We start from the raw sequence: 26,716 nt of genomic DNA, 5'->3' as shown, positions 1-26,716 counted from the left end.
TCTTCCAGGGCCGGGAACTGGGCGGCCTGTCAGTTCACCCGGAAAGCGATCCGGGGGTCGGCGGCCACCCCGGCCCGGTACGCGGCCACCGCCGGTCGGTCCGAGTCGATGACCCAGTCGCCGGAGCCCTTCTGGTTGAAGTAGACGAACCCGAGCAGGTCGGGTCGTTTCCGCATCGCGGTGAAGAGTTCGTCGACCGCGCGGCGGCGCATCGTGCCCGGTTCGGCCCCGGTCTCCACGATCAGCAGTGGTCGGGCGGTGAACTTGCGGACCTGCCTGATGGTGGGTGCGAAGAGGTCGTCGAAGGTCTGCTCGCCGCGTCGGGTGAAGTAGCCGTCGATGCCGACCCAGTCCACGTACGCGTCGCCGGGGTAGAGCGGGGCGAGTTTCACCGAGGGGACCGGGTTGATCACGTTCGGGGTCCAGGTCCAGATGACGTTCGTGGCGTCGGCGCGGGCGAAGACGGCGTGGATGTGCCGCCAGGCGGCGACGAAGTCCTTGGCCGTGTTGTCGTGCGCGCCCCAGGAGTACCAGTGGCCGTTCATCTCGTGTGCGATGGTGAGCGCCACCGGCAGGTTGAGCCGGCGTACCGCGACGGCGAACTCCACCAGGTACGGGTCGTGCCGCCCGGCGGCGATGTCCTTGAGTTTCGCCTTGAACGGTTCCCAGCGGACGATCGGTAGTGCGCCGTACTGGTGGACGCGGCGGACCTCGGCGGCGGCGAACTCGTCGTCGAAGCTCTCGTAGATGGTGATGATGTTGGGCTTGCTGCCGACCAGGTCGGCGAACCGGTCGACCCGGCTCATGTCCTGCGGCGCCCCGCTCAGCGCCACCCCCAGGTAGCGGCCCTGCGGTTGCACCAGCGGGCGGACGTCGTACGCCGGGGGCGGGCCGGTGGGGGAGGGCGACGCGCTGGGTCCGGTGGCGAACCGGGCCGGGCGGCCGGCCGGGGCGGGCGCGAGCGCGGCGTAGCCGAAGACCCCGATCACGAACATCGTCACGATGGTGAACAGTTGGCGGGAGGTCACCGGGAACGCCCCGGCCGGATGTCCCGCGCCGGCTTCACCAGCAGCGCCTGCAACGCGACGGCCAGGTAGAACGCTCCCCCGAGGAAGGCCGGCGCGAAGGTCCACAGCTGGTCGGTGATCATCCGGTGGGCTGCCAGGCCGGTCCACAGTGCGCCACTGCCCGCCGTGCAGACGGCCATTCCCCACCACAGTCGACCCGTCCTGTTCTTCCGTCCCGTGCCGCCGGTGGGCTGCCAGCCCATGCTCTGCCCGCGCAGCAGGTCCCAGATCGCGAAGGCGTGCGACCAGCCGTAGACCATCTTGACGGTCCACGCCTCCACCCGGTAGGCGCACCGGTGCCAGAGCGGGAACACCACCAGGTTGTAGATCAGGCTGGGCACGATCCACAGGTAGTTGGCCGGGGCCACCGACTGCGGGAACCAGGCCAGCAGCACGATCGGCACCAGCGGCCCGACGAAGGTGAACAGCGCCGTGTGCAGGTAGTAGCAGAACCCGGAGAGGTACGACAGCCGGGTGCGCAGCCGCATCCGGGTGTTCCAGAACTTCGTCGACCCGAGCAGGCTCATCGACCCGGCACACCAGCGGTACTGCTGGGTGAAGAACGAGCTGACGTCGGCCGGGCACAACCCGGTGGCCAGCGGCACCGGGAGGTAGCGCAGCCGCCAGCCACGCCGCCGCATGTCGAACCCGGTGTGGACGTCCTCGGAGTGCTCGATCAGCGTGGAACCGCCGATCGCGTCGAGCGCCTCCCGACGGTAGAGCGCGCAGCTGCCGACGCAGATCGCCGCCTCGTGGTGCTGCCGGGACACCTGCACCATCCGGTAGAACAGCTCCTGTACCGCCCCGGCCCCGCGTTCCAGCCAGCCCTGGCCGGCGTGCACCCGGAAGTACTGCGGCGACTGCACGATCCCGAGATCCGGCTCGGCGGCCAGGTAGGGCACCATCTCGTCGAGCATGTCGTGTCGGGGGGTGAAGTCGGCGTCGAGCACCAGGATGTGCTCGCCCAGCGTGCGCTGGTACGCGTACCGCATGTTGCCGGCCTTCTTGTACCAGCCCCGGTTGGGGCGGCGCTGGTAGACGAAGCCGAAGGCGAGCGCCATCGCCTCCCGCTCGTCGGTGGCCGAGTCGTCGAGCACGTAGACGTGCACCCGGCCCGGGTAGTGGTCGACCATCCGGCTGACGTGCTCCCAGGTGTTGCGCAGCACCTCGGTCGCCTCGCCGCACACCGGCAGGAACACGTCGACCGACGGGTGGACGGCCGGCCGGAAGTCGCGGACCAGCCGTCGGTGCCGGTCTAGGTCGAACCCGGGCGTGCCGATGTTCACCGTCGCCGAGATCAGGTAGTAGAGGACGGTGAAGCCGAACAGCGGCAGCAGCGCCAGCAGCCAGGGTGCCATCCGGACGAAGAGCAACTGGCTGGTGAGCAGCCCGGTGAAGCTGACGAACGAGGCGATCATCAGCACCGGTAGCCGGCGGTGCCGGTAGGCGGCCTTCTCGTCGTCGTCCGGCGGCAACGGCAGCGCCGGGTCGACGGTCGTCGGGCGGCCCAGCGCCGCCGGTGCCACCACCTGCCGCGCCGTCGGCGCCCGTGGCGTCGGCACCGCCGCCGGTTCGCGGCCGGCCGGCACCACCGCCGGTGTCCGGGCCGCCGGCATCCGGCCACCCGGCACCGCCGTCGGTTCGCGGGGCGTCGGCACCGCCGCCGGCCGACCCGGCTCGCCCGCCCGTCCCGGCCACGCCGGGGGCACCGGCCCCCGCTGCGGAACCGCCGGCCGCTGCGGGGGCACCGCCGACCCCTGTCGGGCGGCTGTCGGGCCGACCGGTGTGGCGTCGGGCTGCACTGCCGGGCCGCGCCGGGTCGTGGGGCGGCGCTGCGGTGCCGGGCCGTGCTGCGGTGCCGGCGGGCCGGCCTGTGGTGCCGGGCCGCGCTGTGGTGCCGGCGGGCCGGGGCGGGGCGGTGGCACCGGGCGGTGGAACTCCGTCGTCTCGTCGGTGCGGCCCCCGCCGGCCCGGGTGCTCACTTCGTCACCTCGGGCTTGCGCACCAGCAGCCCGATGCTGAAGCCCCGGACCCGCCAGGTGCGCTCGACGGCGTACGGCTTGAGCACGGCCTCCTTCGCCGCCCCGATCCGCTGCACCGGGTTGTCGAACGCCCCCTTACGCACGATCCACACCCGCTCCGGGCGACCCAGGCACACCGGGACGTCCCGGTCGGCGCACTCCCGCGCGCCCAGCGTGCCCTGCCGGCGGGCCGGAACGGTCATCAGCACGTCCCGGGGTCGCCAGCTCTCGTCGACGTACCGGTTCACCGCGTCCCGGCTGGTGCGCTGGTCACCGGCGTCGAACGGGCCGTACACCAGGATGTCGCCGGGGCGTGCGTGCGCCCGCAGCACCGCGGCGATCTCCTTGGTGCCCTGGCTGTGGCCGGTGACCCCACGGATCTCCACCTGCATCGGGATGCCGAGTAACCCGACCGCCAGCATCGCGGCCGTGCCGCGCAGCAGCGAGCTGCGGCGCAGGGCCAACGAAGCGACCAGCGCCCAGGCCGGCACCGTGAACAGCAGGTAGCGGGGCAGCCAGAGCGGGGTGAGCTGGGCGGCGACCAGCAGGCCCAGGGCGGGCAGCACCAGCCAGGTGGTGGCCACCGCCGCCCGCTCCCGCATCGACATGCCGAGGAAGGCCAGGGCGAGCACCGCACCGGCGAGCAGCGGCCCGCCGAACAGCGCCTCCGGGGTGTCGACCAGGCGGTCCAGGGTGACCGGCGGAATCCAGTTGATCTGCGTACCGGTCTGTAGGCGGCCGAACCAGAGCACCGGCAGGACCGGCAGCACGCCGGCCACCGCCGCGCCGAGCCAGCCGACGAGGGAACGCCGCCGCTGCGCGCCCCGCCAGGCCACCACCGCGTGCGCGGCGAGCAGCAGCAACCCGACCAGGTGCAGCAACCCGAGCAACGCCACCACGGTGGCGTAGCCCAGGTAGCGCAGGAACCGGGGGCGTTCCAGCAGCCGGATCAGCAGCAGGGTGGCCAGCGCGGCGGCGCACACCGCGAACGCGTACGGTCGGGCCTCCTGGGCGTACCGGGAGGTGGTCGGCAGCACCGCGAACAGCAGGCCGGCGACCAGCCCGACCCGTAGCCCGCCGATCCGCAGGCCGATCGCGGCGACCAGGCCGGCCGCCGCCGTCATGGCCAGCAGCGACGGCACCCGCAGCGCGACGTCGGAGCTGCCGGCCAGCGCCACCCACCCGCGCAGCAGCAGGTAGTACGGGCCGATGGAGGCGTCGACGTTACGCAGCACCGCGACGAAGTCGTCGAACCCGACGGTCACCATGCCCCAGGTGGCCAGCTCGTCCTCCCACAGGCCGGGCCGGTTCAACCCGATCCCGCCGAGGACGGCGACGACGGCCATCGGCAACAGCCGGGCCAGGTGACGCAGCCAGGGCGCGTCCAGCGGCTCCGGCGGGGCCGGCTGGTCGGCCTCGGTGGGCCGCCACGGGGCGGCCGGCTCGGGTGGCGCGTCGCGGACCCGGACGATCAGGGCGGTCGGCGCGTCGCTGCGGGCACCGGTGCCCCCGGTGGGCGACATCCCGGTCACCGGGTGGCGGCGAGCAGGTCGTCCAGGACGAGGGTGCGCAGGTCGTCCCGGCTCGGCATCCGGCCCAGCGCACGCAGCCGCCCGGACTGCGCCTTGCGCATCCCCTCCAGCAGCTTGCGGGCCTCCCGGGCGTTGCCGAAGTTCTGGTCCCGTTCGATCTGGCCGAACCACTCCAGCAGGCCGTCGGCCAGCCCGTCGGCGAGCAGGTACTCGTCGTTGCGGGCGATCCGCCCGACGATGTCGACCAACTGGACCGGGCTGTAGTTCTCGAACTCCAACGTCTTGGCGAACCGGGAGGCCAGCCCGGAGTTGGCGTCCAGGAAGGCGGCCATCTCGGTGGTGTAACCGGCGACGATCACCGCCACCTGCTCGCGGTGGTCCTCCATCAGCTTGACCAGGGTGTCGATGGCCTCCTGGCCGAAGTCGCCGCCGGCACCACCGGCCCGGGACAGGGTGTACGCCTCGTCGATGAACAGCACCCCGCCCAGCGCCTCGGTGAACACCGACGAGGTCTTCTCGGCGGTGTGCCCGATGTACTGGCCGACCAGGTCCCGCCGGGACACCTCGCGGAACTGGCCGTTGGGCAGCACCCCGAGCGCCTTGAGCAGCCGCCCGTAGACCCGGGCCACTGTCGTCTTGCCGGTGCCCGGGGCGCCCGTGAAGATCAGGTGGTGGCTCACCGCGCCCACCGGCAGGCCGGCGTTGCGCCGCCACTCGTTGACCTGGATCTCGTCGATCAGCGAGCGCACCTCGGCCTTCACCCCGGCCAGGCCGATCATCGAGTCCAGCTCGGCGAGCAGCTCCTCGACCTTGTGCTCGTCCTGCCCGACCGGGCCGCCGCCCGCGCTCACCCCGGCCAACGGTCGCCCGCTCGCCTCGGCCGCCCGGAACACGGTGGTCGACCCCTCGGCGAGCCGGACGCCCGGAGCGGCGGTCCGCTCGGTGTGGCTGCCCTCGATCGTCCCACCGCAGCCCCGGCCGACGTCGATGCCGACACCCCGGGTGTCGTGCACCCAGCAGTCCACGATGGTGGGGCTGCTCTGCAACGCCACCACGATCCCGGCGTCGCCGGTGCCGGAGACGTCACAACGCTCGATGGTGGGTCGGGCCGCCTGGTAGACGTACACACCCCGGAAGCCGGCGTTGCCGACGGTGCAGTTGCGGATGGTCGGGTCGGCACCGAGCCGCACGATGATCCCGTCGTCGGTGACGTCCCGGATCTCGCACTGCTCGACCGTGCCGCCCGCGTCGGAGACGACCAGCCCGTGCTGTCCACCGGTGACGGTCACCTCCACGGCCTCGATCCGGGCCCCGTCGCGGACCGACACGGCTGCGGCGTAGCCCGCGCTGGCCTGGCACTTCTCCATCCGGAGCCGACCGCCGACGGCGTCCACGGCCGGGTGGTCGGCGGCCTGGATGATCAGCCCCTGCAACAGCACCTCACCACCGTCGCAGGCCACCGTCGGTCGACCGGTGGCCCGACCGTCCACGGTGACCGAACCGGCCTCACCAGCGGCCACCAGGCGGACCCGTCGGCCGGTCAACCGGAGCGCCTCGGGGTAGACGCCGGGCTCGATCGAGACGACCGCGTCGTCCGGCGCGATCTCCAGCGCGTCCGTGATGGTCGGACAGGCACCGGGTCGGTCAGGGGAGACAGTCAGCATGCGCACCATGGTCCCGCTCGGTCGTGGAAGGACGGACCGGTTCGTCGTCGACGTCCGGTCGAAGGGTACCGGTCGAGTGGGGGTGGTCTCGCCCCCGCGTCAGATGGTGAAGGTGGCCTCGCGCACCGAGGCGGCCACCTTGCGTACCTCGTCCGCACGGTCCAGGGGGGCGGTCATCCGCAGCACCAGCTGCCTGTCGATCGCGTCCTCCGGCACGCTGCGCCAGTAGGAGAGGTAGACCAGGCCGTAGCGGGACGCGCCGTCCACCCGGGCGGTCTCGGCCCAGGTGGTGAACTCGCCACTGCGTACCCACTGCAACCCCCATGCCTCCTCCTGCCGGCGCAGCGCGGTGCGGCGCTCGTCGGTGCAGAGCCGGGGGCACTGCCGGACGACCAGGTCGCCACCGATGATCGACCCGTCGGCGGCCGGGACGCCGCACCGGTAGTGCGCCGAACCGCTGGTGCGGCCGGCCTCGGTGCAGCTCCACCCGGTGGGCACCCGGAAGCTGAAGTCGACCCCGGCCAGGCCGGTGATCTCCCGGGTCGGGTCGGTGGCGGCGAAGGTCGGCGCCCCGGTCGGCCAACCGCCGCCGACCGGGGGTTCCACGCCCGGCTGACGCGGCGGTGTGCCCGGTAGCCCCAGGTCGACGCTCGGGGTCGGTGCCGCCGTGGCGGCGACGGTCGTCGGGTCGTCGGCGGACCACCTCGCGACGCCGAACCCGCCGGCCGCGCCGATCGCCGTCGCGCCCACCGCGACCAGCGCCACCAGCGCCAACCACCAGCCGGTACGCCCCGGCCACGGGCCGCGCCCGACGGGTAGGCCCCCGGGTACCCGGCCGGCGCGGGTCGGGGCGCGACCGGTGGCTGCGGGTAGGGCACCGGGGCTGCCCGCTGCCCGGCCGGCACCCCCTGCTGCGGCGTCGTCCGGGGCGGGGCCGGCGGTTGCGGGGCCGGCCGGGCGGCGGGCGAGGTCGGCCCCGACGACCGGGGTACGCCGGCCGGGGTCGCGGTGCCGTCGGTGACCGGCCCGGCGGAGGTGGCCACAGCCGTCGCCGGGCGTGACCCGTCCACCGGGGAACCGGTCGCGCCACCGTCGGCACGCCCGGCCGGCGGGCCGGTCACCGGTGCCGCGCCGGCCGCCGGGCTCACCGGGGCGGTCGCACCGGGCGGGCCGAGCCGCTGCGGCCCGACCCCGGTCGGGGGCTCCCCGGCCGGGACGAGGCGCTGGCCGAGGGCGAGGAAGACGTGCGCGGCCCCCGCGCCCTGCTCGGCGGCGCAGGCCACCCAGGGGACCGGTCCGGTGTGGTTGGCCCCGGTGATCGGCAGGCCGTCGGACCGGGCGAGCGTGTTGGCCGCGGCGGCGAACGCCTCCCGCCAGCCGCCCTCGGCGGCGGCCGGCGCGAGCACGGCCACGGTGAACGGCCGCTCGGCGGTGTCCCGCGCGGCCCACACCTCGCCCAGCTCGCACGAACTGAGCTTGCGGTGCAGCGCGTACGGACCGACTGTCTGCATGTGGCATCCCCCCGACCGATCGTATCGGTCGGGGCGTCGGGAACCGATCGACCGGCGGGTCGCCATGGGGGTCAGTCGACCCAGTCGAGCGTGCGGGCGACCGCCTTGCGCCACCGGCCCAGTTCGCGCTGCCGGTCCGCCGGGTCCATCCGGGACTCCCACTGCGCGTCGGAACGCCACTGGGCGCGCAGGGTGGCCAGATCCGGCCAGTAGCCGACCGCCAGGCCGGCCGCGTACGCCGCGCCGAGGCAGGTGGTCTCGGTGATCCGGGAGCGGACCACCGGCACCGCCAGCACGTCGGCGAGGAACTGCATCAGCAGCCCGTTGGCGGTCATCCCACCGTCCACCCGCAACCGACGCAACGCCACGTCGGAGTCGGCGTTCATCGCGTCGACCACCTCGCGGGTCTGCCAGGCCGACGCCTCCAGCGCCGCCCGGGCCAGGTGCCCCTTGGTGATGTAACCGGTCAGCCCGGCGATCACCCCCCGGGCGTCGGGACGCCAGTGCGGCGCGAACAACCCGGAGAAGGCGGGCACCACGTAACAGCCGCCGTTGTCGTCCACGCTGGCGGCCAACTCCTCGATCTCGGCCGCCGACGAGATCAACCCGAGGTTGTCCCGCAACCACTGCACCAGCGAACCGGTCACCGCGATCGCCCCCTCCAGGGCGTACGCGGCCGGCTGGCCGTCGATCCGGTAGGCCACCGTGGTCAGCAGGCCGTGGGTGGACGGCACCGGGCTGGCCCCGGTGTTGAGCAGCAGGAAACTGCCGGTGCCGTAGGTGCACTTCGCCTCGCCGGGCTGGAAACAGGTCTGCCCGAACAGGGCGGCCTGCTGGTCGCCGAGCGCACTGGCCACCGACACCCCGGCGAGCACCCCGTGGGCCGTCCCGTAGACCTCCGCCGAGCTGCGGATCTGCGGCAGCATCCCGGCCGGTACGCCCAGCGCGTCGAGCAGCTCCGGGTCCCAGTCGAGGGTCTCCAGGTCCATCAGCATGGTCCGGCTGGCGTTGGTCACGTCGGTGACGTGCCGGCCGGTCAGCTTCCAGATCAACCAGCTGTCCATGGTGCCGAAGAGCACCTCGCCCCGCTCGGCACGCCCGCGCAGCCCGTCGACGTTGTCCAGCAGCCAGCGCAGCTTCGGGCCGGCGAAGTAGGTGGCCAGGGTGAGGCCGGTCCGGGCCCGCAGCTTCTCCTCGCCGTACGACCCGGCCAGGTCGCGCAGCAGCGGGCCGGTGCGGGTGTCCTGCCAGACGATGGCGTTGGCGACCGGCCGGCCGGTCGCCCGGTCCCAGACCACGGTGGTCTCCCGTTGGTTGGTGATGCCGACGGCGGCCAACCCGTCGGGGCCGGTACCGGCGGCGGCCAGCGCGTCACGGACCACCTGTTCGACGTTGGCCCAGATCTCCTCGGCGTCGTGCTCCACCCAGCCGGGCCGGGGGAAGATCTGCCGGTGCTCGCGTTGGGCGACGGCGACGATCCCACCGGCCCGGTCGAAGACGATGCAGCGCGACGAGGTGGTGCCCTGGTCGATGGCGGCGACGTACTCTCCGGTCATTTCGGCACCGTACCGGCCGGGTGCGCTCCGGAGAACCACGGTGGCTCCGTACGATCTCCAGACGTGCGCGACATCGCCGTGTTCAGTGGAACCGCCCATCCCGACCTCGCCGCCGAGATCTGTGCCCACCTGGGGGTGCCGCTGCACCCGGTGCGGGTGTCCCGGTTCGCCAACGACTGCCTTGAGGTGCAGTTGCAGGCGAACTGCCGGGAGCGGGACGTCTTCCTGATCCAGCCCCTGGTGCCGCCCGTCCAGGAGAACCTGGTCGAGCTGCTGCTCATGATCGACGCGGCCCGGGGGGCGTCGGCCGGGCGGATCACCGTGGTGCTGCCGCACTACGCGTACGCCCGGTCGGACAAGAAGGACGCCCCGCGCATCTCGATCGGGGCCCGGCTGGTGGCCGACCTGCTCACCTCGGCCGGCGCCCAGCGGGTGCTGGCGATGACCCTGCACTCGCCGCAGGTGCACGGCTTCTTCAGCGTCCCGGTCGACCACCTGCACGCCCTGCGGGAGCTGGCCGCCCACTTCCGGGGGGACGACCTGGGCAACACGGTGGTGGTCTCGCCGGACCTGGGTAACGCGAAGGAGGCTGCGGCGTTCGCCCGGATGCTCGGCACCCCCGTCGCGGCGGGGGCCAAGCAGCGGTTCAGCGACGACCGGGTCACCATCAGCACGGTGATCGGTGAGGTGACCGACCGGGACGTGATCGTGCTGGACGACGAGATCGCCAAGGGCAGCACGGTGATCGAGCTGATCGCCCACCTGCGGGAGCGCAACGTCCGGTCGATCCGGCTGGCCTGCACCCACGGCCTGTTCTCCAGCGGCGCGTTGGAGCGGCTCAGCGCCACCGAGGGGGTGCGCGAGATCGTCTGCACCAACACGGTGCCGATCCCGCCGGAGAAGCGGGTGCCGGAGTTGACGGTGCTCTCGGTGGCCCCGGCGCTGGCCGAGGCGATGCGGCGGATCCACAACGGCGAGTCGGTCAGCGCCCTGTTCGGCTGACCGGCCCGGCGGCCGGCCCCGGGTGCGGCTCTGCGCGCCGGCCCAGCTCGGCCCCCGGCGGAGGGCCGCCCGGTGGTGTCAGTTGGCGGCGGCGCTGATCCGGACCGTGGTGCCGGCCGCGCCGCTCTCGACCTCCATCGCGTCGCTGAGCTCCCGGGCCAGCCACAGCCCCCAGCCGCCGGCGGTGTCCGGGGCCGGCCGGCTGCGGTCGTCGAGCTGCTGCTCGCTCATGCCGTTGCCGTGGTCGGCGACCTCGCAGACCAGCTCGCCGGGGCGTCGCCAGAGCCGCAGCCAGCCCTGACCGCCGCCGTGGCGGACGGCATTGGTGATCAGCTCGTTGACCGCCAGCACGAAGTCGTCGAGGCGTTGGCCGGACAGCCCGGCGGCGTGCGCGCAGGAGCTGACCGAGTGTCTCAGCTCGGTCACCTGCGCCTGGTCGAACGCCTCGGCGATGAGAAGGGAAGATTCGATGGGCACCACCGTACGCGGTGTGGGAAGTTCTGCGTTCGTCATGGGCCCTGTCCCGGCAGCGATCTCGGAGTCTTTCGCGCTGTTTCTACCGTACGTCAGGGTTGTCCGTGCCGCACCGGCCGGCCCGGCGGGTCACCGGGGTGGCTGTGGCATGGTGACGCCCATGCCGTCGTCCCCGCCGGGTGGTTTCGAGGTCCCGCTCTGGCGCTCCGTCGCGGTCTTCCGCTTCGCCTCGCTGGCGTACGTCGGGCTGCTGGTCCTGCGCGACGCCGACCGGTACGCCCACCCGGTCGCCGCCGGTGGCGTACTCCTGGTGATGCTGGCCTGGTCCGGGGTGACCGCGGTCGGCTACGCCCGGCCGGCCAACCGGGGCTGGCCGCTGCTCCTGGCCGACCTCGGTGTGGTCCTGTCGATCCTGGCCGTCACGCCGTGGGTGGTGGGCCGTCCGGCGCTGGCGGCGGGGGTGCCGGCCCTGGCCGTGGCCTGGCTGGCCGGGCCGGTGCTGGCCTGGGCGGTGTCCGGCGGACGGCGGCGCGGCACGGTGGCCGCCCTGCTGGTCGGCGGCACGGACCTGGCCACCCGGGGCCGGGTCGGCCCGTCCTCGCTGACCGGGGTGATCCTGCTGCTGCTCGCCGGGGTGGTGGTGGGGCACGTGGCCCGGTTGGCGGTGACCGCCGAGCAGCGGTTGCAGCGGGCGGTGGAGCTGGAGGCGGCGACCCGGGAACGGGAGCGGCTGGCCCGCGACATCCACGACTCGGTGCTCCAGGTGCTGGCGTTGGTCCAGCGGCGCGGGGCACACCTCGACGGGGAGGCCGGTGAGCTGGCCCGGCTCGCCGGTCAGCAGGAGGTGGCGCTGCGCGCGTTGATCTCCGGTGCGCCGCCGACCTCCCCCGCCGACCCGGTGGGCGAGGTGGACCTGCGCTCCCTGCTGGCCGGGTACGCCTCGGCGGCGGTGCAGGTCTCCGCCCCGGCCACCCCGGTGCCGCTGCCCGCCCCGGTGGCCCTGGAGGTGGCCGCCGCGACGGCGGCGGCGCTGGACAACGTGCGGCGGCACGCCGACGGGCGGGCCTGGGTGCTGGTCGAGGACGAGGGGGAGACGGTGACCGTGTCGGTCCGCGACGCCGGTCCGGGCATCCCGCAGGGGCGGCTGGCCGAGGCGGCCAGGCAGGGGCGGCTGGGGGTGGCCCAGGCCATCCGTGGTCGGATAGCCGATCTCGGGGGCGAGACGCGGATCGTCTCGACGCCGGGGGAGGGCACCGAACTCGAACTGATGGTGCCGAGGAGGAACCGATGACCGGGACCCGGGTGATGGTGGTCGACGACCACCCGATGTGGCGGGAGGGGGTGGCCCGGGACCTCACCGAGGCCGGCCACCTGGTGGTGGCGACCAGCGGCGAGGGCCGCCAGGCGGTCCGGGTGGCCGCCGCCGCCCGACCCGACCTGGTGGTGCTCGACCTCCAGTTGCCGGACATCTCCGGGGTGGAGGTGATCCAGGGGCTGCGCGCCGCGCTGCCCCGGGTGCGGGTGCTGATGCTGTCGGCCAGCGGCGAGCAGCAGGGCGTCCTGGACGCGGTGAAGGCCGGGGCCACCGGTTACCTGCTGAAGTCGGCGGGCCCGGCGGAGTTCCTGGACGCGGTGCGCCGCACGGCAGCCGGTGAGCCGGTCTTCACCCCCGGCCTGGCCGGCCTGGTGCTGGGTGAGTACCGGCGGCTCGCCGCCGACCCGCCGTCGGCCGGCGGTTCGGCCGACGGCGGACACGACGCGGCACCCCGGCTCACCGAACGGGAGACCGAGGTGCTGCGGCTGGTGGCGAAGGGGCTGTCCTACAAGCAGATCGCCGGGCGGCTCGGGTTGTCGCACCGCACCGTGCAGAACCACGTGCAGAACACGCTGGGCAAGCTCCAACTGCACAACCGGGTGGAGCTGACCCGCTACGCGATCGAGCGGGGCCTGGACGACTGAGCAGTGCGGTCCTGGGCGACTGGGCAGTGCGGGGCCTGAACGGCCGGGGCAGTGCTGGGCTGGGCGACTGGGCAGTGCGGGGCCGGGACGGCCGGGGTCAGTGCGCCTCGGGCGGCCGGGTCTCGTGGATGGCCAGCTCTTCGGCGCTCGCGCCGCCGCCGGCCGCACCCGCGTCGTACGCGATGCTGTCGGTCTCCTGGTCGGTGCGGGCACCCTCGTCCGGTTCGACCAGGCGGCCCACCTGGGCGTCGGCGACCGTGCCGAGCTGACCGTGGTCATAGAGCGAGACCGGGGAGTTCGGGTCCGAGGTGGGGCCCGGGTTCAGCACGTCGGCGTCGAGTTGGGCCTGCGCGGCGGCCTCCTCGTTCTCCGCCTCGGCGGCGATGTCCGGGTCGACCGGGCCGGCGAGCGGATCGTCGGCCCGCCGTTCGTACTGCTCGCGGGCGAGCTTGTAGTCCAACGACTCGCCGTCGAGCTGCTCGTCGGCGGTGGTGCCGAAGTGGTCGACCGCGACCGGGGTCCGGTCGCCGGGCAGCTGGGCCGGGTCCGGGCCGTCGGCCTCCCGGCCGGTCAGCACGTCGTCGTTGGCGGTCGAGTCGTCGTCGGCGGTGTCGGGCAGGCCGAGCGCCTCGGGGTCGGACACGGGGGTCGGGAACTCGTCGTCGCGCATGGCTGAGCACTACCCACTGGCGGGGGCCGGGTAACCGGGTCCCGCTCCCCGGATCGGGACGAAAATGCAGAAATCAGTCGTGATGCCAGGATGACTCGTCCTCGGTGTGCAACACGCACCAGATCACCTTGCCATCCGGGAGCAGGGTGCTGCCCCAGCGGCGGGCCACCGTGTCGATGAGCAGCAGGCCCCGGCCGCCGGCCGAGGTGAGCGGGGCCAACCCCGCATACCTCGGCTGCTGCCGGGAGTGGTCCCGGACGGCCACGTGCAGGGTGCCGCCCTCCGGGGCCAACCGCAGCGTCATCGGGGTCGCCGCGTGCGCCACCACGTTGTTGACCAGCTCGGTGACCGCGATGCAGGCCGGTTCGGCCAGCTCCGGCACGCCCCACCGGGCGCAGCCGTCGGTCACCAGTTCCCGGGCCCGCCGGGCCGCACCGACCGCCGGGGCCAGTTCCTCGGTCAGCACCGCCGCCATCGGCGTACGGGCCAACGCGGCCGTCGCCCCGTCGCGGGTGGCGTGGACCGCCAGCTCCCCGCTGACCGTCCCGGCGGGGTCGACCACCAGCAGGTCGGCCGCCGGCCAGTCGCGCACCGTCCGTCGTACCTCAGCCAGCAGGCGGTCGACGGTGGGCCCGGCGGACCGCAGCCCCGACACGTCGACCACGATCGGGCCGGGCCGGTCACCGAGCCGGGCGAGCAGGGCGTCGCGGACCCGGTCGTGGTCGGCCGGTTCGAGCACCCCGCTGAGCCACACCACCGCCGACGAGTCGTCGACGGCCACCCGGCACCCCACCGCTGGTGGAGGGGCCGTCCCGGGGGGACCGGCCCCCGGGCGACGGGTCGGCGGCAGGTCGGAGCGGCTCATCGTCGTCCCGCCCGGTCGGGCCGGGCGGCGACGCCCGGCGTGCCCACGGCGACGCCGTGTCGGGGGACGGGGTACGCCGGGCTGGCGTCGATCCCGCCCGGAGCGTCGGGGACCAGCGTGGTGGCCTCGACGGGGATGCGGGTCAGCGGCATCTCTGGTCGGTACCCCCGGGGCGGCCGGGTCATGCCGGGGGACGCCGACTGATCGTGCGGCGCCACCCGGCGGGCGGCCCGACGGGTGGCGGCGCCGCCCACCGCCGCCGCCACCAGCCGCTGACCGCTTCCGATCTGCGAGGTTTCGGCTCGTGGGACCCCGGTTAATGGGACGCTCTGACCGGAGACCACCCTCGCAGATCGCATGGAGGTGCACCATGCGCGTCGGCCTCGTCTGCGCGCACGCCGGGCCGTCCCGGTCCGCGGCAGAACCACCCGTCGGTACCCACGAGCACGTCGCCCGGGTCGCCGGCGAACTGGCCGCACGCGGCCACGACGTCCGGGTGTACGAGCGCCGCGACGATCCCGCCCTGCCGGCGAGCGTCGAGGTCGACGGCTACCGGGTGCAACGGGTGCCCGTCGGCCCGGCGCAGCCCACCGCCACCGCCGACCTGGTCCCGTACGTCCCCGAGCTGGGCCGCTGGCTGGCCGAGCACTGGGCCGGGGAGTGGGCGCCCGAGGTGGTGCACGGGCACTACTGGATCGGTGGCCTGGCCGCCGCGCACGCCGTCCGCGAAACGGACATCCCGGTGGTGCAGACCTTCCATTCGCTCGGCGTCGAACAACGCCGTCACCTCGGCCACCAGTACGACGGCCCGGATGAGCGGATCCCCCTGGAGCGGGCCCTCACCCGGGCGGTGGACGTCGCCGTGGCCCAGTGCAACGCCGAGGTCGACGAGCTGACCCGGATGGGGCTGCAACGGACCTCGGTGGCGATGGTGCCGACCGGCGTGGACGTCGAGCGGTTCCACCCCGACGGCGAGGCCGCCCCCCGCGAGCAGCGGGCCCGGATCCTCTCCGTCGGCGGACTCTCCCCCGGGCACGGGCAGGACGACCTGATCCGGGCGATGCGGCTGGTCGGCGACGCGGAGCTGGTGATCGCCGGAGGGCCGCCGGCCGACCAGTTGGCCACCCACGCGGAGGCCCGTCGGCTGCGGGAACTGGCCGAGCGCACCGGGGTCGCCGACCAGGTCACGCTGGTCGGCGCGGTGCCGCACGACCAGTTGGCGACCTGGTACCGCTCCGCCGACGTGGTGGCCTGCACCCCGCACTACTCCTGTGCGGGGCGGGTGTCGCTGGAGGCGATGGCCTGCGGGGTGCCGGTGGTCGGCTACGCCGTGGGCGGGATCGCCGACGCGGTGGTCGACGAGGTCACCGGCCGGCTGGTGCCCCCCGGCGACGTCCGCACGCTGGGCATGACGCTGCGCCGCCTGCTCGCCGACAACCCGGGCCGGTTCGCGTACGGGCACGCCGCGGTGGACCGGGTGCGGTGCAGCTACACCTGGGAACGGACGGCCGGCGCGCTGGAGCGGCTCTACGAGCGGGTGGTGGGCCGGCGTACGCCGGTCGAGGTGCCCGACGTGGTGCCGGTCGGGGGCGGCGTCGACCCGTCGGTCGAAGAGGGTGCCGCGACGGTGGCCGAGGCCGACACTGACGCCCCGGTCAAGGGCGCGACCGCCGGCCCGGTCGGCGTCTGACCGGGCCGGGAGATCCGGACGGTCGTGACTTCGGGGCGGTCGTGGCTTCGGGGCGGTTGTGGTTTTCGGGCGGTCGTGGTTTCCGGGCGGTCGTGGTTTCCAGGCGGTTGTGGTTTCCGGGCGGTTGTGGTTTCCGGGCGGTCGTGGCTTTCGGGCGGTCGTGGTTTCCGGGCCGTCCGCTCAGACGCGGGGGACCGCGCCGACCATGGCGCGTTCCCGGGGGCGGGTCACCGTGTGGTGGTGCTGCGGTGCGGCGTACCGGGTGAGCCCGATCACCGAGGCGAGGGTGATCAGGAAGCCGACGGCGGCCAGCCACTCCCGGCCCGGCCAGATCTTGTCGTTGAGCAGCAGCAGACCGACGATCGCGGCGGGCACCGCACCGGCGGCGTCCATCGCGGCTACGGCGGCCGTCGTGGAGCCCCGCTGCATCGCCAGCCCGAGCAGCAGTTGACCCACCAGCGAGTGGGCGATCAACAGGTAGAGCAGCGGGTCACGGACGAACGCCTCGGCCGACGGGGCGGAGGCCAACGGGCGGGCGGCCACCGCGGCGGCGGAGAACGCCAGCCCGGCCAGGGAACCGAGCGCCACCGAACCGGGCGCCCCGTGCAGGCGTACCGCGAAGAAGCCGAGCAGCCCGATCCCGCCGAGCGCCACCGCCAGGGCGACCAGGCCGGCGGTGCCGAGCCCTTTGGAGGGGGCCGGCTGGGCGGAGAGCACCAGCGCGGTGATCCCGGCGAAGAGCAGCACCAGCAGCGCCACCTCGGCGGCGGGCAGCCGCCACTTGAGCACCACCACCCCCAGCAGGGCGGTCACCCCCAGCCCCGCCGCCACGCTCGCCTGGACCAGGAACAACGGCAGGTCCCGGCGGGCCAGGAAGGCCAGCACGAAGCCGGTCACCTGGCAGAGCAACCCGATCAGGTACGTCCGGTGCCCGGCCAGCCGCAGCAGCAGCCCCGGGTCGAAGGTGTGGTGCACGGTCGTCCGGGCGGCGGCCACCGACTGGAGCATGTTGGCGAAGCCGTACGCGACGATCATCGCCGCGAGGAAGCACCAGCCGGAGGACACCACCAGGCGAGAATAGAGGGCTGGTGGCCTCAGCGCTCGGTCGGCCGACCCAGCCGGGAGAGGACGTCGGCGTGCAGCGGACCGTTGGTGGCGATCGCGCTGATCTCACCGGACACGCTCCCACCAGGGGCGGGAGTGCCGTCCAGGGTGGTGATGGTGCCCCCGGCGGCGGTCACGATCGGCACCAGCGCGGCAATGTCCCAGAGCGACAATTCCGGCTCCACCATCACGTCCAGTGCCCCCTCGGCAAGCAACATGTAGCCGTAGAAGTCGCCGTAGGCGCGGCTGCGCCAGGTGTCGCGCATCAACTGGAGCACCGCGTCCAGCCGGTCGGCGGCCTCCCACCCCGTCAGCGACGAGTAGCAGACGCTGGCGTCGGCGAGGTCGCGGACCCCGGAGACCCGGATCGGCTCGCCGGAGGCGGCGTCCGGTCCGGCGTACGCGCCCAGGCCGGGGGCGCCCCACCAGCGTCGGCCCAGCGCCGGGGCGGAGACCAGCCCGACCACCGGCCGGTCCCCCTCCAGCAGGGCGATCAGGGTGGCCCACACCGGCACACCCCGGACGAAGTTCTTGGTGCCGTCGATCGGGTCGATCACCCACCGTCGGTCGTGCGGGCCGGTGGCCGGCTGTGCGCCGTACTCCTCGCCGAGCAGCCCGTCGCCGGGCCGCTGGTCGGCCAGCAGCGCCCGGATCTCCCGCTCCACCGAGGTGTCCGCGTCGGAGACGGGAGTCAGGTCCGGCTTCGCCGTCACCCGCAGATCCAGCGCCCGGAACCGGCTCATCGAGATGGCATCGGCAGCATCCGCAAGCCGATGAGCAAGATCAACATCCCCCACATGCCCCGTCACCCCAAAACCCTAACCCCCGCCCCCGCCCCGCCCCCGCCCCCGCCCCTCCCACCTCCCCTCCCGCTCCCACCCACTTCCCGCGCGCGTGATCAAGAGGTTTGCGTCATGGGAGGGCTCCGGGATGACGTAAACCTCTTGATCACCTGACGCAAACCTCTTGATCACCGGGGCGGGAGAGGGGGCTGGGCAGCGAGGCGAGACGGTGAGGCGGGGCGGGAGAGGAGTGCCGGGCGGCGGGGCCGGGCGGGGTGGGTGGGGCGGGGTGGGTGGGCGGTGAGGCGGCGAGGCCGGCGGCGAGGCCGGGGCGGGGGAGGGGCGGTGAGAGGGCTGGGAGGGGTGGGGTGGCTGTGGTCGGGGAGGGGTCAGACGGGGGTGATCGCGAGGTCGGTGACCTGGTCGTCCTTGATGCCGAACACGAACGCGAAGGACAGGGGCCCGCCGGGGAACTCCCCGTCCCCGGAGGCCACCAGCCGGTCGTCGACGAACGAGGTCGGCGTGATCACGATCTTCGGGTTGATCAGGTGCACCTGGATCCACTCGCGGATCGCGGACTCGCCGGTGTAGGCCGTCCCGTCGTCGTGCACGGTGGCCCCGTCGGCGAAGACCGCGGCCAGCGCGTTCGGGTCGTGGGCGTTGGTGGCGGCGACGAAGTTCTCGACGGCCTGGGGAAGGGTGACGGTGTCCATCTCTGCTCTCCGGTCTTCTCGGGTTGCCGGGGCGCGGGTGCGTCCGGGCGTGTTCCTGTGGCGGCTCGGCGGCACGGTGATGCTGCGGGTGCCGTCCCGCCACGGGCCGTGCGGCATGGTGATCAGTTCAGGTGCGGGATGACGGTCGGCGAGGGCCCCGTCGGTTCGGTGGTGTGTGGTGACCCGGTCCGCCCCGGCGCGGCTCCGCGCGTTCGCGGCACGGCCGACTTCCGACGGTTGCCGACGCGGCCCTGTCGGCAGGCGCCGCGCGGCTCCTGCCGGCAGGCTCCTCCGACGCGGTTCCTGTCGGCAGGCTCCGACGCGGTCTCAGTCGGCAGGCTCAGAAGTCCGCCGAGCGCGAGAGCTTCTCGTTCGAGCGTAGTTCCGTGAGGGCGTTCTCGTGCATCGCGACGACGGCGTCGTAGCCGGAGTTGCCGAGCACGATCCGGTGCGGCGGGACGGGCGCGGCCAGCGCGCCGATCACGGCCTGGACGCCGCGCTCGGGGTCGCCCTCCTGCCTGCCGTTGTGGTCCACGAATGCCGCCTTGACGCCCTCGACCAGCGGCACGTAGGCGTCGACGGTCTCGTTGACGGGTTCGTCCTGGAAGCCGGCGAAGGCGTTGGTGCGGAATGCTCCAGGTTCTACGAGGAGCACGCGTACCCCGAACTGTTCGACTTCGTGGCGCAGCGTCTCCGACAGTCCTTCGAGGGCGAACTTCGCCGCGGAGTAGTAGCCGAATCCTGGTGCGCTGACGAGGCCCGCCACCGACGACATGTTCACGATCCAGCCGTCGCCGCGTGCCCGCATGCCGGGCAGGACCGCGCGGATCACCTCGACCACGGCGAACAGGTTGAGGTCGAACGTGCGGCGGATCGTCTTGTCGGGGGCGCCCTCGACCGAGCCGAACCAGCCGCGGCCCGCGTTGTTGACCAGCACGTCGATCCCGCCGAACCGCTCCTCCGCCGTGCGGACCGCCGCCCGCACCTGCTCGGCATCGGTGACGTCGAGCGGGAGTACGAGCACCCGGGCACCGTACGGTTCGGCCCATTCTCGCAGTTCGGAGGGGCGACGGGAGGTCACCGCCACCTGGTCGCCCTGCTTCAGTGCGGCCTCGGCATAGAACAGGCCGAACCCTCCTGGCGTTCCACCGGTGATGAACCACGTTCTCATGGGACTTCTCCTTTCGCTACAGGGGCCAATGTAGCGCTACATGCGCTACTGTAGCAACCATGCAGAACGCGCGGGATCGACTCCTGCTCGCCGCGGCGGAGTTGCTGGAGAGCAGCGGCACGGTGTCCACGAGGGCGGTGTGCGAACGCGCCGGGGTGCAGGCCCCGACGCTCTACCACCACTTCGGCAGCAAGCAGGGCCTGATCGACGCCGTGGTCAACCACGGCTTCACCCAGTACACGGCGGTCGAGAGTTCCGGCGACCCGCTGGGCGACCTGCGGGAGGGCTGGGACCGCCACGTACGGTTCGGGCTGGAGCACCCGTCGTTCTACGGACTGCTTTACGGCCGGGCCGAACCGGGAAGGCCCTGCGCCGTCACCGCTCCCGCGCACGCCGCGCTGCGCGAGCGGCTCACCGGCGCCGCCGCCCAGGGCATGCTCAAGGTGCCGGCGGCCGACGCCGCCGAACAGGTGCTCGCCGCCAACGTCGGCATCACGCTCACCTTGATCAGCCAGCCGGAGCCGGACTTCGGGCTGTCCGAACGCGTCCGCGAGGCCGCGCTGGCCGGGGTCCTGCACACCCCCTCCGCCGATGCCCCCGCCACCCGGGCGAGCGCCGCACTGACGTTGCGCGCACTGGTCGGCGACGACCCGGGCGACCTCACCCCTGGCGAACGGGCGCTGCTCGGCGAGCTGCTGGACCGCTTGGCCCGCTAGGTCAGGAGCCGGCCAGGGGATCGCCGGGGTTGCGCTCCACCTCGCGGGGGTCGCCCTCGCCGGCCCGGGAGGCCAGCAGGCGACGGTACGAGGCCAGTCGGCGCTGGTCGGCCTTGCCGGCGGTGACCCAGGCGTCCAGGGCGCAGTCCGCCTCGTCCGGGGTGTGCGGGCAGTTGGGCGGGCAGTCCACCGTTCCCTCGACCAGGTCGGGGAAGCCGTGCAGCAGGCTCTCGGCCGAGACGTGGGCCAGCCCGAAGCTGCGGATGCCGGGGGTGTCCACGATCCAGCCCGGGTCCCCGTCGCCGCCGGGGGTCCGGGGCAGCCGCAGCGCCACCGCGCTGGTGGAGGTGTGCCGGCCCCGGCCGATCGCGCTGACCACGCCGACCGCCCGCAGCGCCTCCGGCACCAGCCGGTTGACCAGCGTCGACTTGCCCACCCCGGAGTGCCCCACCAGCACCGACACCCGGCCGGCGAGCAGGGCGCGCAGTGCGTCGAGGTCGGAGTCGGGCCGGACCAGCACGTACGGCAGTTCCAGCTCGGTGTAGTAGCCGACCACCTGTTCGGGGCCGGCCAGGTCGGCTTTGGTCAGGCAGAGCAGCGGCTCGATGCCGGCGTCGTATGCGGCGACGAGGCACCGGTCGATGAAGCCGGTCCGGGGTGGCGGGTCGGCCAGCGCGCTGACGATCACCAGCTGGTCGGCGTTGGCGACCACCACCCGTTCCAGCCGCCCCTCGGCGGTGTTCTCGTCGTCGTCGGCGGTGCGCCGCAGCACCGAGCGCCGTTCGGTGATCCGGACGATCCGGGCCAGCGCCCCGTCGGTGCCGGAGACGTCGCCGACCAGGCTCACCCGGTCACCGACCACCACCGACTTGCGGCCCAGTTCGCGGGCCCGCATGGCGGTTATCGCGGCACCGTCGGGGGCGTCGGGGAGTACGCAGGTGTACCGGCCCCGGTCGACGGCGATGACGAACCCGTCGACCGCGTCGTCGTGTCGGGGGCGGGTGCGGGTACGGGGACGTGAGGACCGGCCGGGCCGGACCCGTACGTCGTCCTCGTCGTACTCCCGTCGTTTGGTCGTCAGGACCTGCCCCCTCCGTCGTCAGCTCTTGCCGGTCACCATCGCCGACCATAGTGCCGGGAATTCCGGCATGGTCTTGGAGGTGCATGCCACGTCGTCGACCTCGATGCCTGCGACGGCGAGCCCGGCCACCGCGGCGGCGTGCGCCATCCGGTGGTCGGCGTAGGTGCGGAAGGCTCCCCCGTGCAGCGGCCGGGGTCGGATCTCCAGCCCGTCGGCGGTTTCGGTCAGGTCGGCGCCGAGCCCGGTGAACTCCCGGGCCAGGGCGGCGAGCCGGTCGGTCTCGTGCCCCCGGATGTGCCCGATGCCGGTGAAGGTCGACGGCGAGTCGGCCAGCATGGCCAGTGCGGTCAGGGCCGGGGTCAGCTCGCTGACGTCGGACAGGTCGGCGGTCAGCCCGTGCACGGTGCCGGTGCCGCGGACGGTCAGCCCGGCGGTGGTCAGGGTGACCTCGCCGCCCATCCGGTGCAGCAGCGAGCGGAGCTGCTCGACCGGCTGGACGCTGTTGTGCGGCCACCCCTGCAACGTGACCTCACCGCCGGTGACCAGGGCGGCGGCGAAGAAGGGGACCGCGCCGGAGAGGTCGGGCTCGATCTCCCAGCTCCGGCCGGCGAGCGGCCCCGGCTCGACCACCCAGACGTCGGGGACGCTGTCGTCGACGGCTGCTCCGGCGGCCCGCAGCATCTGCACCGTCATCCGCAGGTGCGGCGCGGACGGCACCGGTGGGCCCTGGTGCCGGACCACCACGCCCCGGTCGAAGCGGGCCCCGGCGAGCAGCAGGCCGGAGACGAGCTGGCTGGAGGCGGAGGCGTCGATCACCACCTCGCCACCGGCGACCCCACCGGTGCCCTGCACCACCAGGGGGAGGCTGCCGGTCTCGGGCGCGTCGATCCGGACGCCGAGGGAGCGCAGCGCGCCGATCAGCGGGCCGAGCGGCCGGACCCGGGCCTGCGGGTCGCCGTCGAAGGTGACTTGCCCTTCGGTGAGGCCGGCGACCGGTGGGACGAACCGCATCACCGTGCCGGCGAGGCCGACGTCGACGTGGGCCGGGCCGACGAGCCGGTGCGGCCGGACCAGCCAGCGGTCGTCGTCGGAGACGGAGACGTGCGCGCCCATCGCGCGCAGCCCGCCCGCCATGAGTTCGGTGTCGCGGGCCCGTAGCGGCCCGTGCAGCGTTGACGGGCCGCCGGCCAGCGCGCTGAGCACCAGGGCGCGGGCGGTCATCGACTTGGAGCCGGGTAGGCGCAGCGTCGCGGTGACCGGGTCACTGGCGGTCGGCGCGGCCCAGGGTTGTTGCGGACGGGTGGCGGTCAGGTTTCCCACGGTCACATTCTGCCAACCCGGCGACGATTTCGAGCCGACCGTCCGGCTGACTCCCGGTTGGCGGGACAACCCACGACGGGGCGGGGCGTTAGCGTATGCGGCATGTGCGGCAGGTATGCGACGACCCGCAGTGCCGGGGACCTGAGCGCCGTCTTCGAGTCGTACGACGACACCGAGGGTCGGCTCGGGCCGGACCACAACGTCGCGCCGACCGATTCGGTGCCGGTGGTCCGGGTCGACACCGAGCAGGGGCGGGTGTTGTCGGTCGGCCGCTGGGGCCTGGTGCCGCACTGGGCGAAGTCGGCCTCCGGCGCGGCCCGCATGATCAACGCCCGGGCCGAGACGGTCGCCACCAGCCGGGCGTACGCCGTGCCGTTCGCCCGTCGGCGCTGCCTGGTCCCGGCCGACGGCTGGTACGAGTGGGTACGCGGGTCCGGTGGCGCGAAGCAGCCCTACTTCATGACCCCGCGGGACGGCTCGGTGCTGGCGTTGGCCGGCATCTGGTCCCGCTGGGAGGAGTCGCTCACGTTCAGCGTGCTGACCACGGCGGCGGTGGGCGAGTTGGCCGAGGTGCACGACCGGATGCCGCTGTTGTTGCCGTCGGACCGGTGGACGGACTGGCTCGCCCCGGCCGACGATCCGGCGGCGCTGCTGGTCCCGCCGCCGGCGGGGTGGCTCGCCGGGTTGGAGATCCGTCCGGTCGGGACGGCGGTGGGCAACGTGCGCAACAACGGCCCGGAGTTGACCGCCCGGGTGCCGGTGGACCGGGAACGCTCCCACGGGGAGACTGCGCTGTTCTGAACGCGATTGGCGACATTGTCGCGTACGAATTGCCAGAGTTCCGGGCGAAACGTCGCTCGGACCTTTAGCCATCTTTCCGGCAGACCCCTTGTCCCCGTAGCCAACAGTGCGATAGAACACAGCGCTGGCACTGGGAGCGTCTTCGCGCAGTGTGAACGACGCCCGTCGATCTTGCCGGTCCCACGGGGGAGGTGGGTGTGATGACCCGGGCGCGTATGCCCCGACCGCACGAGGTGGCCGCCGCACGACGGGATCCGCGACTGCTGCGCGCGTTGCGGGACCGCCGTTCCGACGATGCCTGGCGGACCAGAGGAACCTGTCAGAGTGTGGATCCGGAGACGTTCTTTCCGGCACCCAACGAACCAGCCGACTCGGCGGTGGCGCTCTGCCGCAGCTGTGACGTCCAGGGATCCTGCCTGGCCTGGGCGTTGGAGGTGGGCGACACCCACGGGGTGTGGGGTGGCACCACCCCACGTGAGCGCCGGGCCATGCTGGTCGCCTGGCGTGGCGAGGTCGGATCCGATCCCGCCGCGGCCGACGACGCCGGCCCACCGGTGCGGGACCGGCTGCTCACCCTGGTTCCGCTGAGCTGACCCGTCGGGGCGGCGCAGAATGGCCGGGTGCCGCACCCCACGCAACTCGACACCCCCCGGGGCCCGGCCCGGGTCGACACCGACCTGCCGGCCGCCGCGCCGACGTCGCTGCTCGTGCTCGGCCACGGCGCCGGTGGTGCGGTGGACGCGCCGGACCTGCTCGCCCTGCGCGACGCCGCCCGCGACGCCGGGGTGGTGGTGGCCCGGGTGACCCAGCCCTACCGGGTGGCCGGTCGCCGGGCCCCGGCCCCGGCCGGGCACCTGGACGAGGCGTGGACGGCGGTGCTGGCCGCGCTGCGCCACCGGCATCCCGAGCTGCCCCTGCTGGTCGGTGGGCGGTCCAGCGGTGCCCGGGTGGCCTGTCGGACGGCCCGCGCGGTGGGTGCGGCCGGGGTGGTCGCGTTGGCCTTTCCGCTGCACCCGCCGGGGCGGCCGGAGCGCTCCCGGGCCGACGAACTGGTCACCGGGCTGCCGACGCTGGTGGTCAACGGCGACCGGGACCCGTTCGGGACGCCCACCGCCGCCGGCCCGGTCGAGGTGGTGGTACGCGGTGGCGAACGTCACGACCTGCGCCGGGATCCGACCGGCACGGCCGGGGTGGTGCTCACCTGGCTGCGCGCACACGGCTGGGCCCGCTGATCCGCCCGGACCGGGTCGTCCCGCGCCGCGTCGACCGGTCGCCCCGGCGCGGACCGACGCGGTGACCACCCGTTTCCGCCCCGCCGGAGCCGTCGTTGCATCCGATGGTGTCGACCTTCCGGTTCGGGTGGTCGGGACCGTCCCTCCCAGGCCCTTCCTGGTCCCAGCCCGCCGGTAGCCGACCGGTGGGTCGGGACCAGGAGCGGGGGCCGGCGGAATGCCCGGCCTGCGGTCGGGTGTTACGCCTCCCGGACGAAGAATCTGGCGAGGGGGGTGACCGGTGCCGACCGAGACACGGAACCGGGAGCGGGACGAGCAGGGCGCACGGCAGCTCAGACAGCTGCTGGACGGCCCGGACTGGCCGGCGGTGGGGACCGGTCACGAGGTGGTGAGCACCAGCACACCCGGCGGAACCGAAGCTGTGGGCCGGTTCGGCCGCGTATCCTCGGCGGGACAGCATCCGACGCGAGGGGATGTGCGGTTGACCACCGAGAAGACGGACGAGCGTAAGGCCCGCTTCGAGCGGGACGCGATGCCCTTCGTCGATCAGCTCTACGCCGCCGGGCTGCGGATGACACGCAACCCGGCCGATGCCGAGGATCTGGTCCAGGAGACGTACCTGAAGGCGTACGCCGCCTTCCACCAGTTCGAGCAGGGCACCAACCTGAAGGCCTGGCTCTACCGGATCCTGACCAACACCTACATCAACTCCTACCGCAAGCGGCAGCGCCAGCCCATCCAGGCGCCCACCGAGGAGATCACCGACTGGCAGCTCGCCGAGGCCGAGTCGCACACCTCCAGCGGGTTGCGGTCGGCCGAGACCGAGGCGTTGGACCGGCTGCCCGACAGCGACGTCAAGGAGGCCCTGCAGCAGTTGCCGGAGGAGTTCCGGTTGGCGGTCTATCTGACCGATGTCGAGGGCTTCTCGTACAAGGAGGTCGCCGACATCATGGGCACGCCGATCGGCACCGTGATGTCCCGGTTGCACCGCGGGCGTCGCAATCTGCGCAAGCTGCTCGAGCGGTACGCCGCGGAGCGTGGCTTCAGCGCCGCGCAGCCCGCGAAGGGCTCGACCACCACCGCCACTGCCAGTCGGGAGGTGTGACATGAGCTGCGGAAAGCCGCACGAGACGGACTGCCGGGAAGTGCTCGCCGAGGTCTACCTCTACCTGGACCTGGAGTGTGCCGAGGAACGCCGTTCGCTGATCCGCTACCACCTGGACGAGTGCGGGCCCTGCCTGCGTGAGTACGGCATCGAGCAGGAGGTACGGGCGCTGGTGGCCCGCTGCTGCGGCAACGAGACCGCCCCCGACCAGCTGCGCGAGCGGCTGCGGGTACGCCTCACCGAGCTGGTGGTCTTCGAGGCCAGCGAGTCCCGCGAACTCGCCGAGTGACCCTGCGGCGGCCGGGTGACCCCGCAGCCGCCCGACGCGCCGGTGCCCGCACCCCACCCGGCGTCGAATGAAATCCGGCCCGCACCGGCCGGCTGACGGCACGCACACCGGTGGCCCGGGTCGACGTCGACCCGGGCCACCGGTGTGTCCGGCTCCGGCCGGCCCTGGCGTCGCGGCGGTGGACCGCCGGGACGACTCAGGAGTTGGGGCGCTTGCCGTGGTTCGCGCCGCTCTTCTTACGGGCCTTCTTCTTACGGGCCTTCTTCGCCATGCTGACCTCCTCGTGATGGGTCCGACCCCTGCTGCGGCGACCCTGGACGTCGGGGCACGCCGCCGGTCCTCCCGGCGTCGGGGTCCGACCTGATGATGCTAGTGCGGCCGGCACCCGCCG

General features: G+C 73.6%; 27 protein-coding genes. 10 read left to right on the top strand and 17 right to left on the bottom strand.

Features of this window, described 5'->3' with window-relative positions; all coding sequences use genetic code 11:
- Positions 1-29: 29 nt before the first annotated feature.
- The 6 genes from J7462_RS14640 to glpK form a co-directional block, all read right to left on the bottom strand.
- Complete coding sequence (locus tag J7462_RS14640; RefSeq protein ID WP_219464552.1) at positions 30-1,028, bottom strand: glycosyl hydrolase; 999 nt, start codon at positions 1,026-1,028, stop codon at positions 30-32.
- Entirely contained in the window at positions 1,025-3,049 is a 2,025-nt protein-coding gene (locus J7462_RS14635; RefSeq protein WP_219464551.1) for a glycosyltransferase family 2 protein, read from the bottom strand. The genes J7462_RS14640 and J7462_RS14635 overlap by 4 nt, the downstream gene beginning before the upstream one ends.
- Entirely contained in the window at positions 3,046-4,611 is a 1,566-nt protein-coding gene (locus J7462_RS14630; protein ID WP_219464550.1) for a glycosyltransferase family 39 protein, read from the bottom strand. The genes J7462_RS14635 and J7462_RS14630 overlap by 4 nt, the downstream gene beginning before the upstream one ends.
- Positions 4,612-4,616: 5 nt before the next feature.
- Entirely contained in the window at positions 4,617-6,293 is a 1,677-nt protein-coding gene (locus J7462_RS14625; protein WP_219464548.1) for a right-handed parallel beta-helix repeat-containing protein, read from the bottom strand.
- A 90-nt stretch (positions 6,294-6,383) separates the two neighbouring features.
- Positions 6,384-7,058, bottom strand: coding sequence for a hypothetical protein (locus J7462_RS14620; RefSeq protein WP_219464547.1), 675 nt, complete (start codon positions 7,056-7,058; stop codon positions 6,384-6,386).
- An 808-nt stretch (positions 7,059-7,866) separates the two neighbouring features.
- Positions 7,867-9,351 carry a glycerol kinase GlpK gene (gene glpK / locus J7462_RS14615; protein ID WP_219464546.1) on the bottom strand — a complete coding sequence of 495 codons (1,485 nt, stop codon included), beginning with the start codon at positions 9,349-9,351 and terminating at the stop codon, positions 7,867-7,869.
- A 63-nt stretch (positions 9,352-9,414) separates the two neighbouring features.
- Here glpK and J7462_RS14610 point away from each other — a divergent pair, with 63 nt between their 5' ends.
- Positions 9,415-10,353, top strand: coding sequence for a ribose-phosphate pyrophosphokinase (locus J7462_RS14610; RefSeq protein WP_208568105.1), 939 nt, complete (start codon positions 9,415-9,417; stop codon positions 10,351-10,353).
- Between the two features lie 78 nt (positions 10,354-10,431).
- On the opposite strand, the gene J7462_RS14605 is transcribed toward J7462_RS14610, so the two are convergent.
- Positions 10,432-10,866, bottom strand: coding sequence for an ATP-binding protein (locus J7462_RS14605; RefSeq protein ID WP_219464545.1), 435 nt, complete (start codon positions 10,864-10,866; stop codon positions 10,432-10,434).
- Positions 10,867-10,987: 121 nt separating this feature from the next.
- On the opposite strand from J7462_RS14605, the gene macS reads away from it, so the two are divergent.
- Together macS and J7462_RS14595 are read left to right on the top strand one after the other, a co-directional pair.
- Complete coding sequence (gene macS, locus J7462_RS14600) at positions 10,988-12,118, top strand: MacS family sensor histidine kinase (RefSeq protein ID WP_219464544.1); 1,131 nt, start codon at positions 10,988-10,990, stop codon at positions 12,116-12,118.
- A complete protein-coding gene (locus J7462_RS14595) occupies positions 12,115-12,786 on the top strand; it encodes a response regulator transcription factor (RefSeq protein ID WP_208568108.1) in 672 nt (223 codons plus the stop codon). Before macS ends, J7462_RS14595 begins: the two co-directional genes overlap by 4 nt.
- A 97-nt stretch (positions 12,787-12,883) precedes the next feature.
- Here the strand turns inward: J7462_RS14595 and J7462_RS14590 are convergent, their stop codons facing one another.
- The 3 genes from J7462_RS14590 to J7462_RS14580 all read right to left on the bottom strand — a co-directional run bounded on the left by J7462_RS14590 (position 12,884) and on the right by J7462_RS14580 (position 14,473).
- Positions 12,884-13,456 carry a DUF5709 domain-containing protein gene (locus J7462_RS14590; protein ID WP_208568109.1) on the bottom strand — a complete coding sequence of 191 codons (573 nt, stop codon included), beginning with the start codon at positions 13,454-13,456 and terminating at the stop codon, positions 12,884-12,886.
- 73 nt (positions 13,457-13,529) lie between these two features.
- Complete coding sequence (locus J7462_RS33295; protein ID WP_308290906.1) at positions 13,530-14,237, bottom strand: ATP-binding protein; 708 nt, start codon at positions 14,235-14,237, stop codon at positions 13,530-13,532.
- An 80-nt stretch (positions 14,238-14,317) separates the two neighbouring features.
- Positions 14,318-14,473: a hypothetical protein gene (locus J7462_RS14580; protein WP_219464542.1), complete on the bottom strand. Its 156-nt coding sequence runs from the start codon at positions 14,471-14,473 to the stop codon at positions 14,318-14,320.
- A 218-nt stretch (positions 14,474-14,691) separates the two neighbouring features.
- Here J7462_RS14580 and J7462_RS14575 point away from each other — a divergent pair, with 218 nt between their 5' ends.
- Positions 14,692-16,011 carry a glycosyltransferase gene (locus J7462_RS14575; RefSeq protein ID WP_219464541.1) on the top strand — a complete coding sequence of 440 codons (1,320 nt, stop codon included), beginning with the start codon at positions 14,692-14,694 and terminating at the stop codon, positions 16,009-16,011.
- A 180-nt stretch (positions 16,012-16,191) separates the two neighbouring features.
- On the opposite strand, the gene J7462_RS14570 is transcribed toward J7462_RS14575, so the two are convergent.
- The 4 genes from J7462_RS14570 to J7462_RS14555 all read right to left on the bottom strand — a co-directional run bounded on the left by J7462_RS14570 (position 16,192) and on the right by J7462_RS14555 (position 19,781).
- The gene (locus tag J7462_RS14570; RefSeq protein ID WP_255598612.1) at positions 16,192-17,046 is read right to left on the bottom strand and encodes a hypothetical protein; all 855 of its coding nucleotides are present in this window, start codon (positions 17,044-17,046) and stop codon (positions 16,192-16,194) included.
- 59 nt (positions 17,047-17,105) lie between these two features.
- Positions 17,106-17,924, bottom strand: coding sequence for a histidinol-phosphatase (hisN, locus tag J7462_RS14565; protein WP_219464538.1), 819 nt, complete (start codon positions 17,922-17,924; stop codon positions 17,106-17,108).
- A gap of 362 nt (positions 17,925-18,286) precedes the next feature.
- Positions 18,287-18,610: a nuclear transport factor 2 family protein gene (locus J7462_RS14560; RefSeq protein WP_219464537.1), complete on the bottom strand. Its 324-nt coding sequence runs from the start codon at positions 18,608-18,610 to the stop codon at positions 18,287-18,289.
- A gap of 340 nt (positions 18,611-18,950) precedes the next feature.
- A complete protein-coding gene (locus J7462_RS14555; protein ID WP_219464536.1) occupies positions 18,951-19,781 on the bottom strand; it encodes an SDR family NAD(P)-dependent oxidoreductase in 831 nt (276 codons plus the stop codon).
- A gap of 59 nt (positions 19,782-19,840) precedes the next feature.
- Between J7462_RS14555 and J7462_RS14550 the strand changes: the two genes are divergently transcribed.
- Positions 19,841-20,497 (top strand): TetR/AcrR family transcriptional regulator, encoded by a 657-nt coding sequence (locus J7462_RS14550; RefSeq protein WP_219464535.1) that lies wholly within the window; start codon positions 19,841-19,843, stop codon positions 20,495-20,497.
- A gap of 1 nt (position 20,498) precedes the next feature.
- Here J7462_RS14550 and rsgA read toward each other — a convergent pair whose 3' ends face one another.
- Entirely contained in the window at positions 20,499-21,392 is an 894-nt protein-coding gene (gene rsgA, locus J7462_RS14545; RefSeq protein ID WP_255597727.1) for a ribosome small subunit-dependent GTPase A, read from the bottom strand.
- A gap of 204 nt (positions 21,393-21,596) precedes the next feature.
- On the bottom strand, positions 21,597-22,898 hold the full coding sequence (gene aroA / locus J7462_RS14540; RefSeq protein ID WP_219464534.1) for a 3-phosphoshikimate 1-carboxyvinyltransferase: 1,302 nt from the start codon (positions 22,896-22,898) through the stop codon (positions 21,597-21,599).
- A 102-nt stretch (positions 22,899-23,000) separates the two neighbouring features.
- On the opposite strand from aroA, the gene J7462_RS14535 reads away from it, so the two are divergent.
- The 5 genes from J7462_RS14535 (at position 23,001) to rsrA (ending at position 26,325) form a co-directional block, all read left to right on the top strand.
- Positions 23,001-23,699, top strand: a complete 699-nt coding sequence (locus J7462_RS14535) for an SOS response-associated peptidase (RefSeq protein WP_219464533.1) — start codon at positions 23,001-23,003, stop codon at positions 23,697-23,699.
- Positions 23,700-23,899: 200 nt separating this feature from the next.
- Positions 23,900-24,292 carry a WhiB family transcriptional regulator gene (locus tag J7462_RS14530; RefSeq protein WP_208568120.1) on the top strand — a complete coding sequence of 131 codons (393 nt, stop codon included), beginning with the start codon at positions 23,900-23,902 and terminating at the stop codon, positions 24,290-24,292.
- A 27-nt stretch (positions 24,293-24,319) separates the two neighbouring features.
- The gene (locus J7462_RS14525) at positions 24,320-24,931 is read left to right on the top strand and encodes an alpha/beta family hydrolase (protein ID WP_219464532.1); all 612 of its coding nucleotides are present in this window, start codon (positions 24,320-24,322) and stop codon (positions 24,929-24,931) included.
- A gap of 280 nt (positions 24,932-25,211) precedes the next feature.
- On the top strand, positions 25,212-26,036 hold the full coding sequence (locus J7462_RS14520) for a sigma-70 family RNA polymerase sigma factor (protein ID WP_219464530.1): 825 nt from the start codon (positions 25,212-25,214) through the stop codon (positions 26,034-26,036).
- Between the two features lies 1 nt (position 26,037).
- The gene (gene rsrA, locus J7462_RS14515; RefSeq protein ID WP_067312082.1) at positions 26,038-26,325 is read left to right on the top strand and encodes a mycothiol system anti-sigma-R factor; all 288 of its coding nucleotides are present in this window, start codon (positions 26,038-26,040) and stop codon (positions 26,323-26,325) included.
- A gap of 196 nt (positions 26,326-26,521) precedes the next feature.
- Here the strand turns inward: rsrA and J7462_RS33640 are convergent, their stop codons facing one another.
- On the bottom strand, positions 26,522-26,596 hold the full coding sequence (locus tag J7462_RS33640; RefSeq protein WP_369700219.1) for a 50S ribosomal protein bL37: 75 nt from the start codon (positions 26,594-26,596) through the stop codon (positions 26,522-26,524).
- Positions 26,597-26,716: the final 120 nt, after the last annotated feature.

The sequence above is a fragment of the Micromonospora sp. RL09-050-HVF-A genome (genome assembly GCF_019374995.1).
GTDB classification, from domain to species: domain Bacteria; phylum Actinomycetota; class Actinomycetes; order Mycobacteriales; family Micromonosporaceae; genus Micromonospora; species Micromonospora antibiotica.
Note: the sequence above shows the minus strand (reverse complement) of the source record. Positions and strands in the feature narration are given on the sequence as shown.

What these genes read in the sequence shown, in the direction of transcription:
- J7462_RS14595 (WP_208568108.1), top strand. Translation starts at nt 12,115, where the DNA reads ATGACCGGGACCCGGGTGATGGTGGTCGACGACCACCCGATGTGGCGG.
- J7462_RS14560 (WP_219464537.1), bottom strand. Translation starts at nt 18,610, where the DNA reads ATGGACACCGTCACCCTTCCCCAGGCCGTCGAGAACTTCGTCGCCGCC.
- J7462_RS14625 (WP_219464548.1), bottom strand. Translation starts at nt 6,293, where the DNA reads ATGGTGCGCATGCTGACTGTCTCCCCTGACCGACCCGGTGCCTGTCCG.
- J7462_RS14580 (WP_219464542.1), bottom strand. Translation starts at nt 14,473, where the DNA reads ATGCCGCTGACCCGCATCCCCGTCGAGGCCACCACGCTGGTCCCCGAC.
- J7462_RS14590 (WP_208568109.1), bottom strand. Translation starts at nt 13,456, where the DNA reads ATGCGCGACGACGAGTTCCCGACCCCCGTGTCCGACCCCGAGGCGCTC.
- macS (WP_219464544.1), top strand. Translation starts at nt 10,988, where the DNA reads ATGCCGTCGTCCCCGCCGGGTGGTTTCGAGGTCCCGCTCTGGCGCTCC.
- J7462_RS14555 (WP_219464536.1), bottom strand. Translation starts at nt 19,781, where the DNA reads ATGAGAACGTGGTTCATCACCGGTGGAACGCCAGGAGGGTTCGGCCTG.
- J7462_RS14530 (WP_208568120.1), top strand. Translation starts at nt 23,900, where the DNA reads ATGACCCGGGCGCGTATGCCCCGACCGCACGAGGTGGCCGCCGCACGA.
- J7462_RS14535 (WP_219464533.1), top strand. Translation starts at nt 23,001, where the DNA reads ATGTGCGGCAGGTATGCGACGACCCGCAGTGCCGGGGACCTGAGCGCC.
- J7462_RS14605 (WP_219464545.1), bottom strand. Translation starts at nt 10,866, where the DNA reads ATGACGAACGCAGAACTTCCCACACCGCGTACGGTGGTGCCCATCGAA.
- J7462_RS14570 (WP_255598612.1), bottom strand. Translation starts at nt 17,046, where the DNA reads ATGATCGTCGCGTACGGCTTCGCCAACATGCTCCAGTCGGTGGCCGCC.
- rsgA (WP_255597727.1), bottom strand. Translation starts at nt 21,392, where the DNA reads ATGCGGGCCCGCGAACTGGGCCGCAAGTCGGTGGTGGTCGGTGACCGG.
- glpK (WP_219464546.1), bottom strand. Translation starts at nt 9,351, where the DNA reads ATGACCGGAGAGTACGTCGCCGCCATCGACCAGGGCACCACCTCGTCG.
- J7462_RS14575 (WP_219464541.1), top strand. Translation starts at nt 14,692, where the DNA reads ATGCGCGTCGGCCTCGTCTGCGCGCACGCCGGGCCGTCCCGGTCCGCG.
- J7462_RS14630 (WP_219464550.1), bottom strand. Translation starts at nt 4,611, where the DNA reads ATGTCGCCCACCGGGGGCACCGGTGCCCGCAGCGACGCGCCGACCGCC.
- J7462_RS14550 (WP_219464535.1), top strand. Translation starts at nt 19,841, where the DNA reads ATGCAGAACGCGCGGGATCGACTCCTGCTCGCCGCGGCGGAGTTGCTG.
- rsrA (WP_067312082.1), top strand. Translation starts at nt 26,038, where the DNA reads ATGAGCTGCGGAAAGCCGCACGAGACGGACTGCCGGGAAGTGCTCGCC.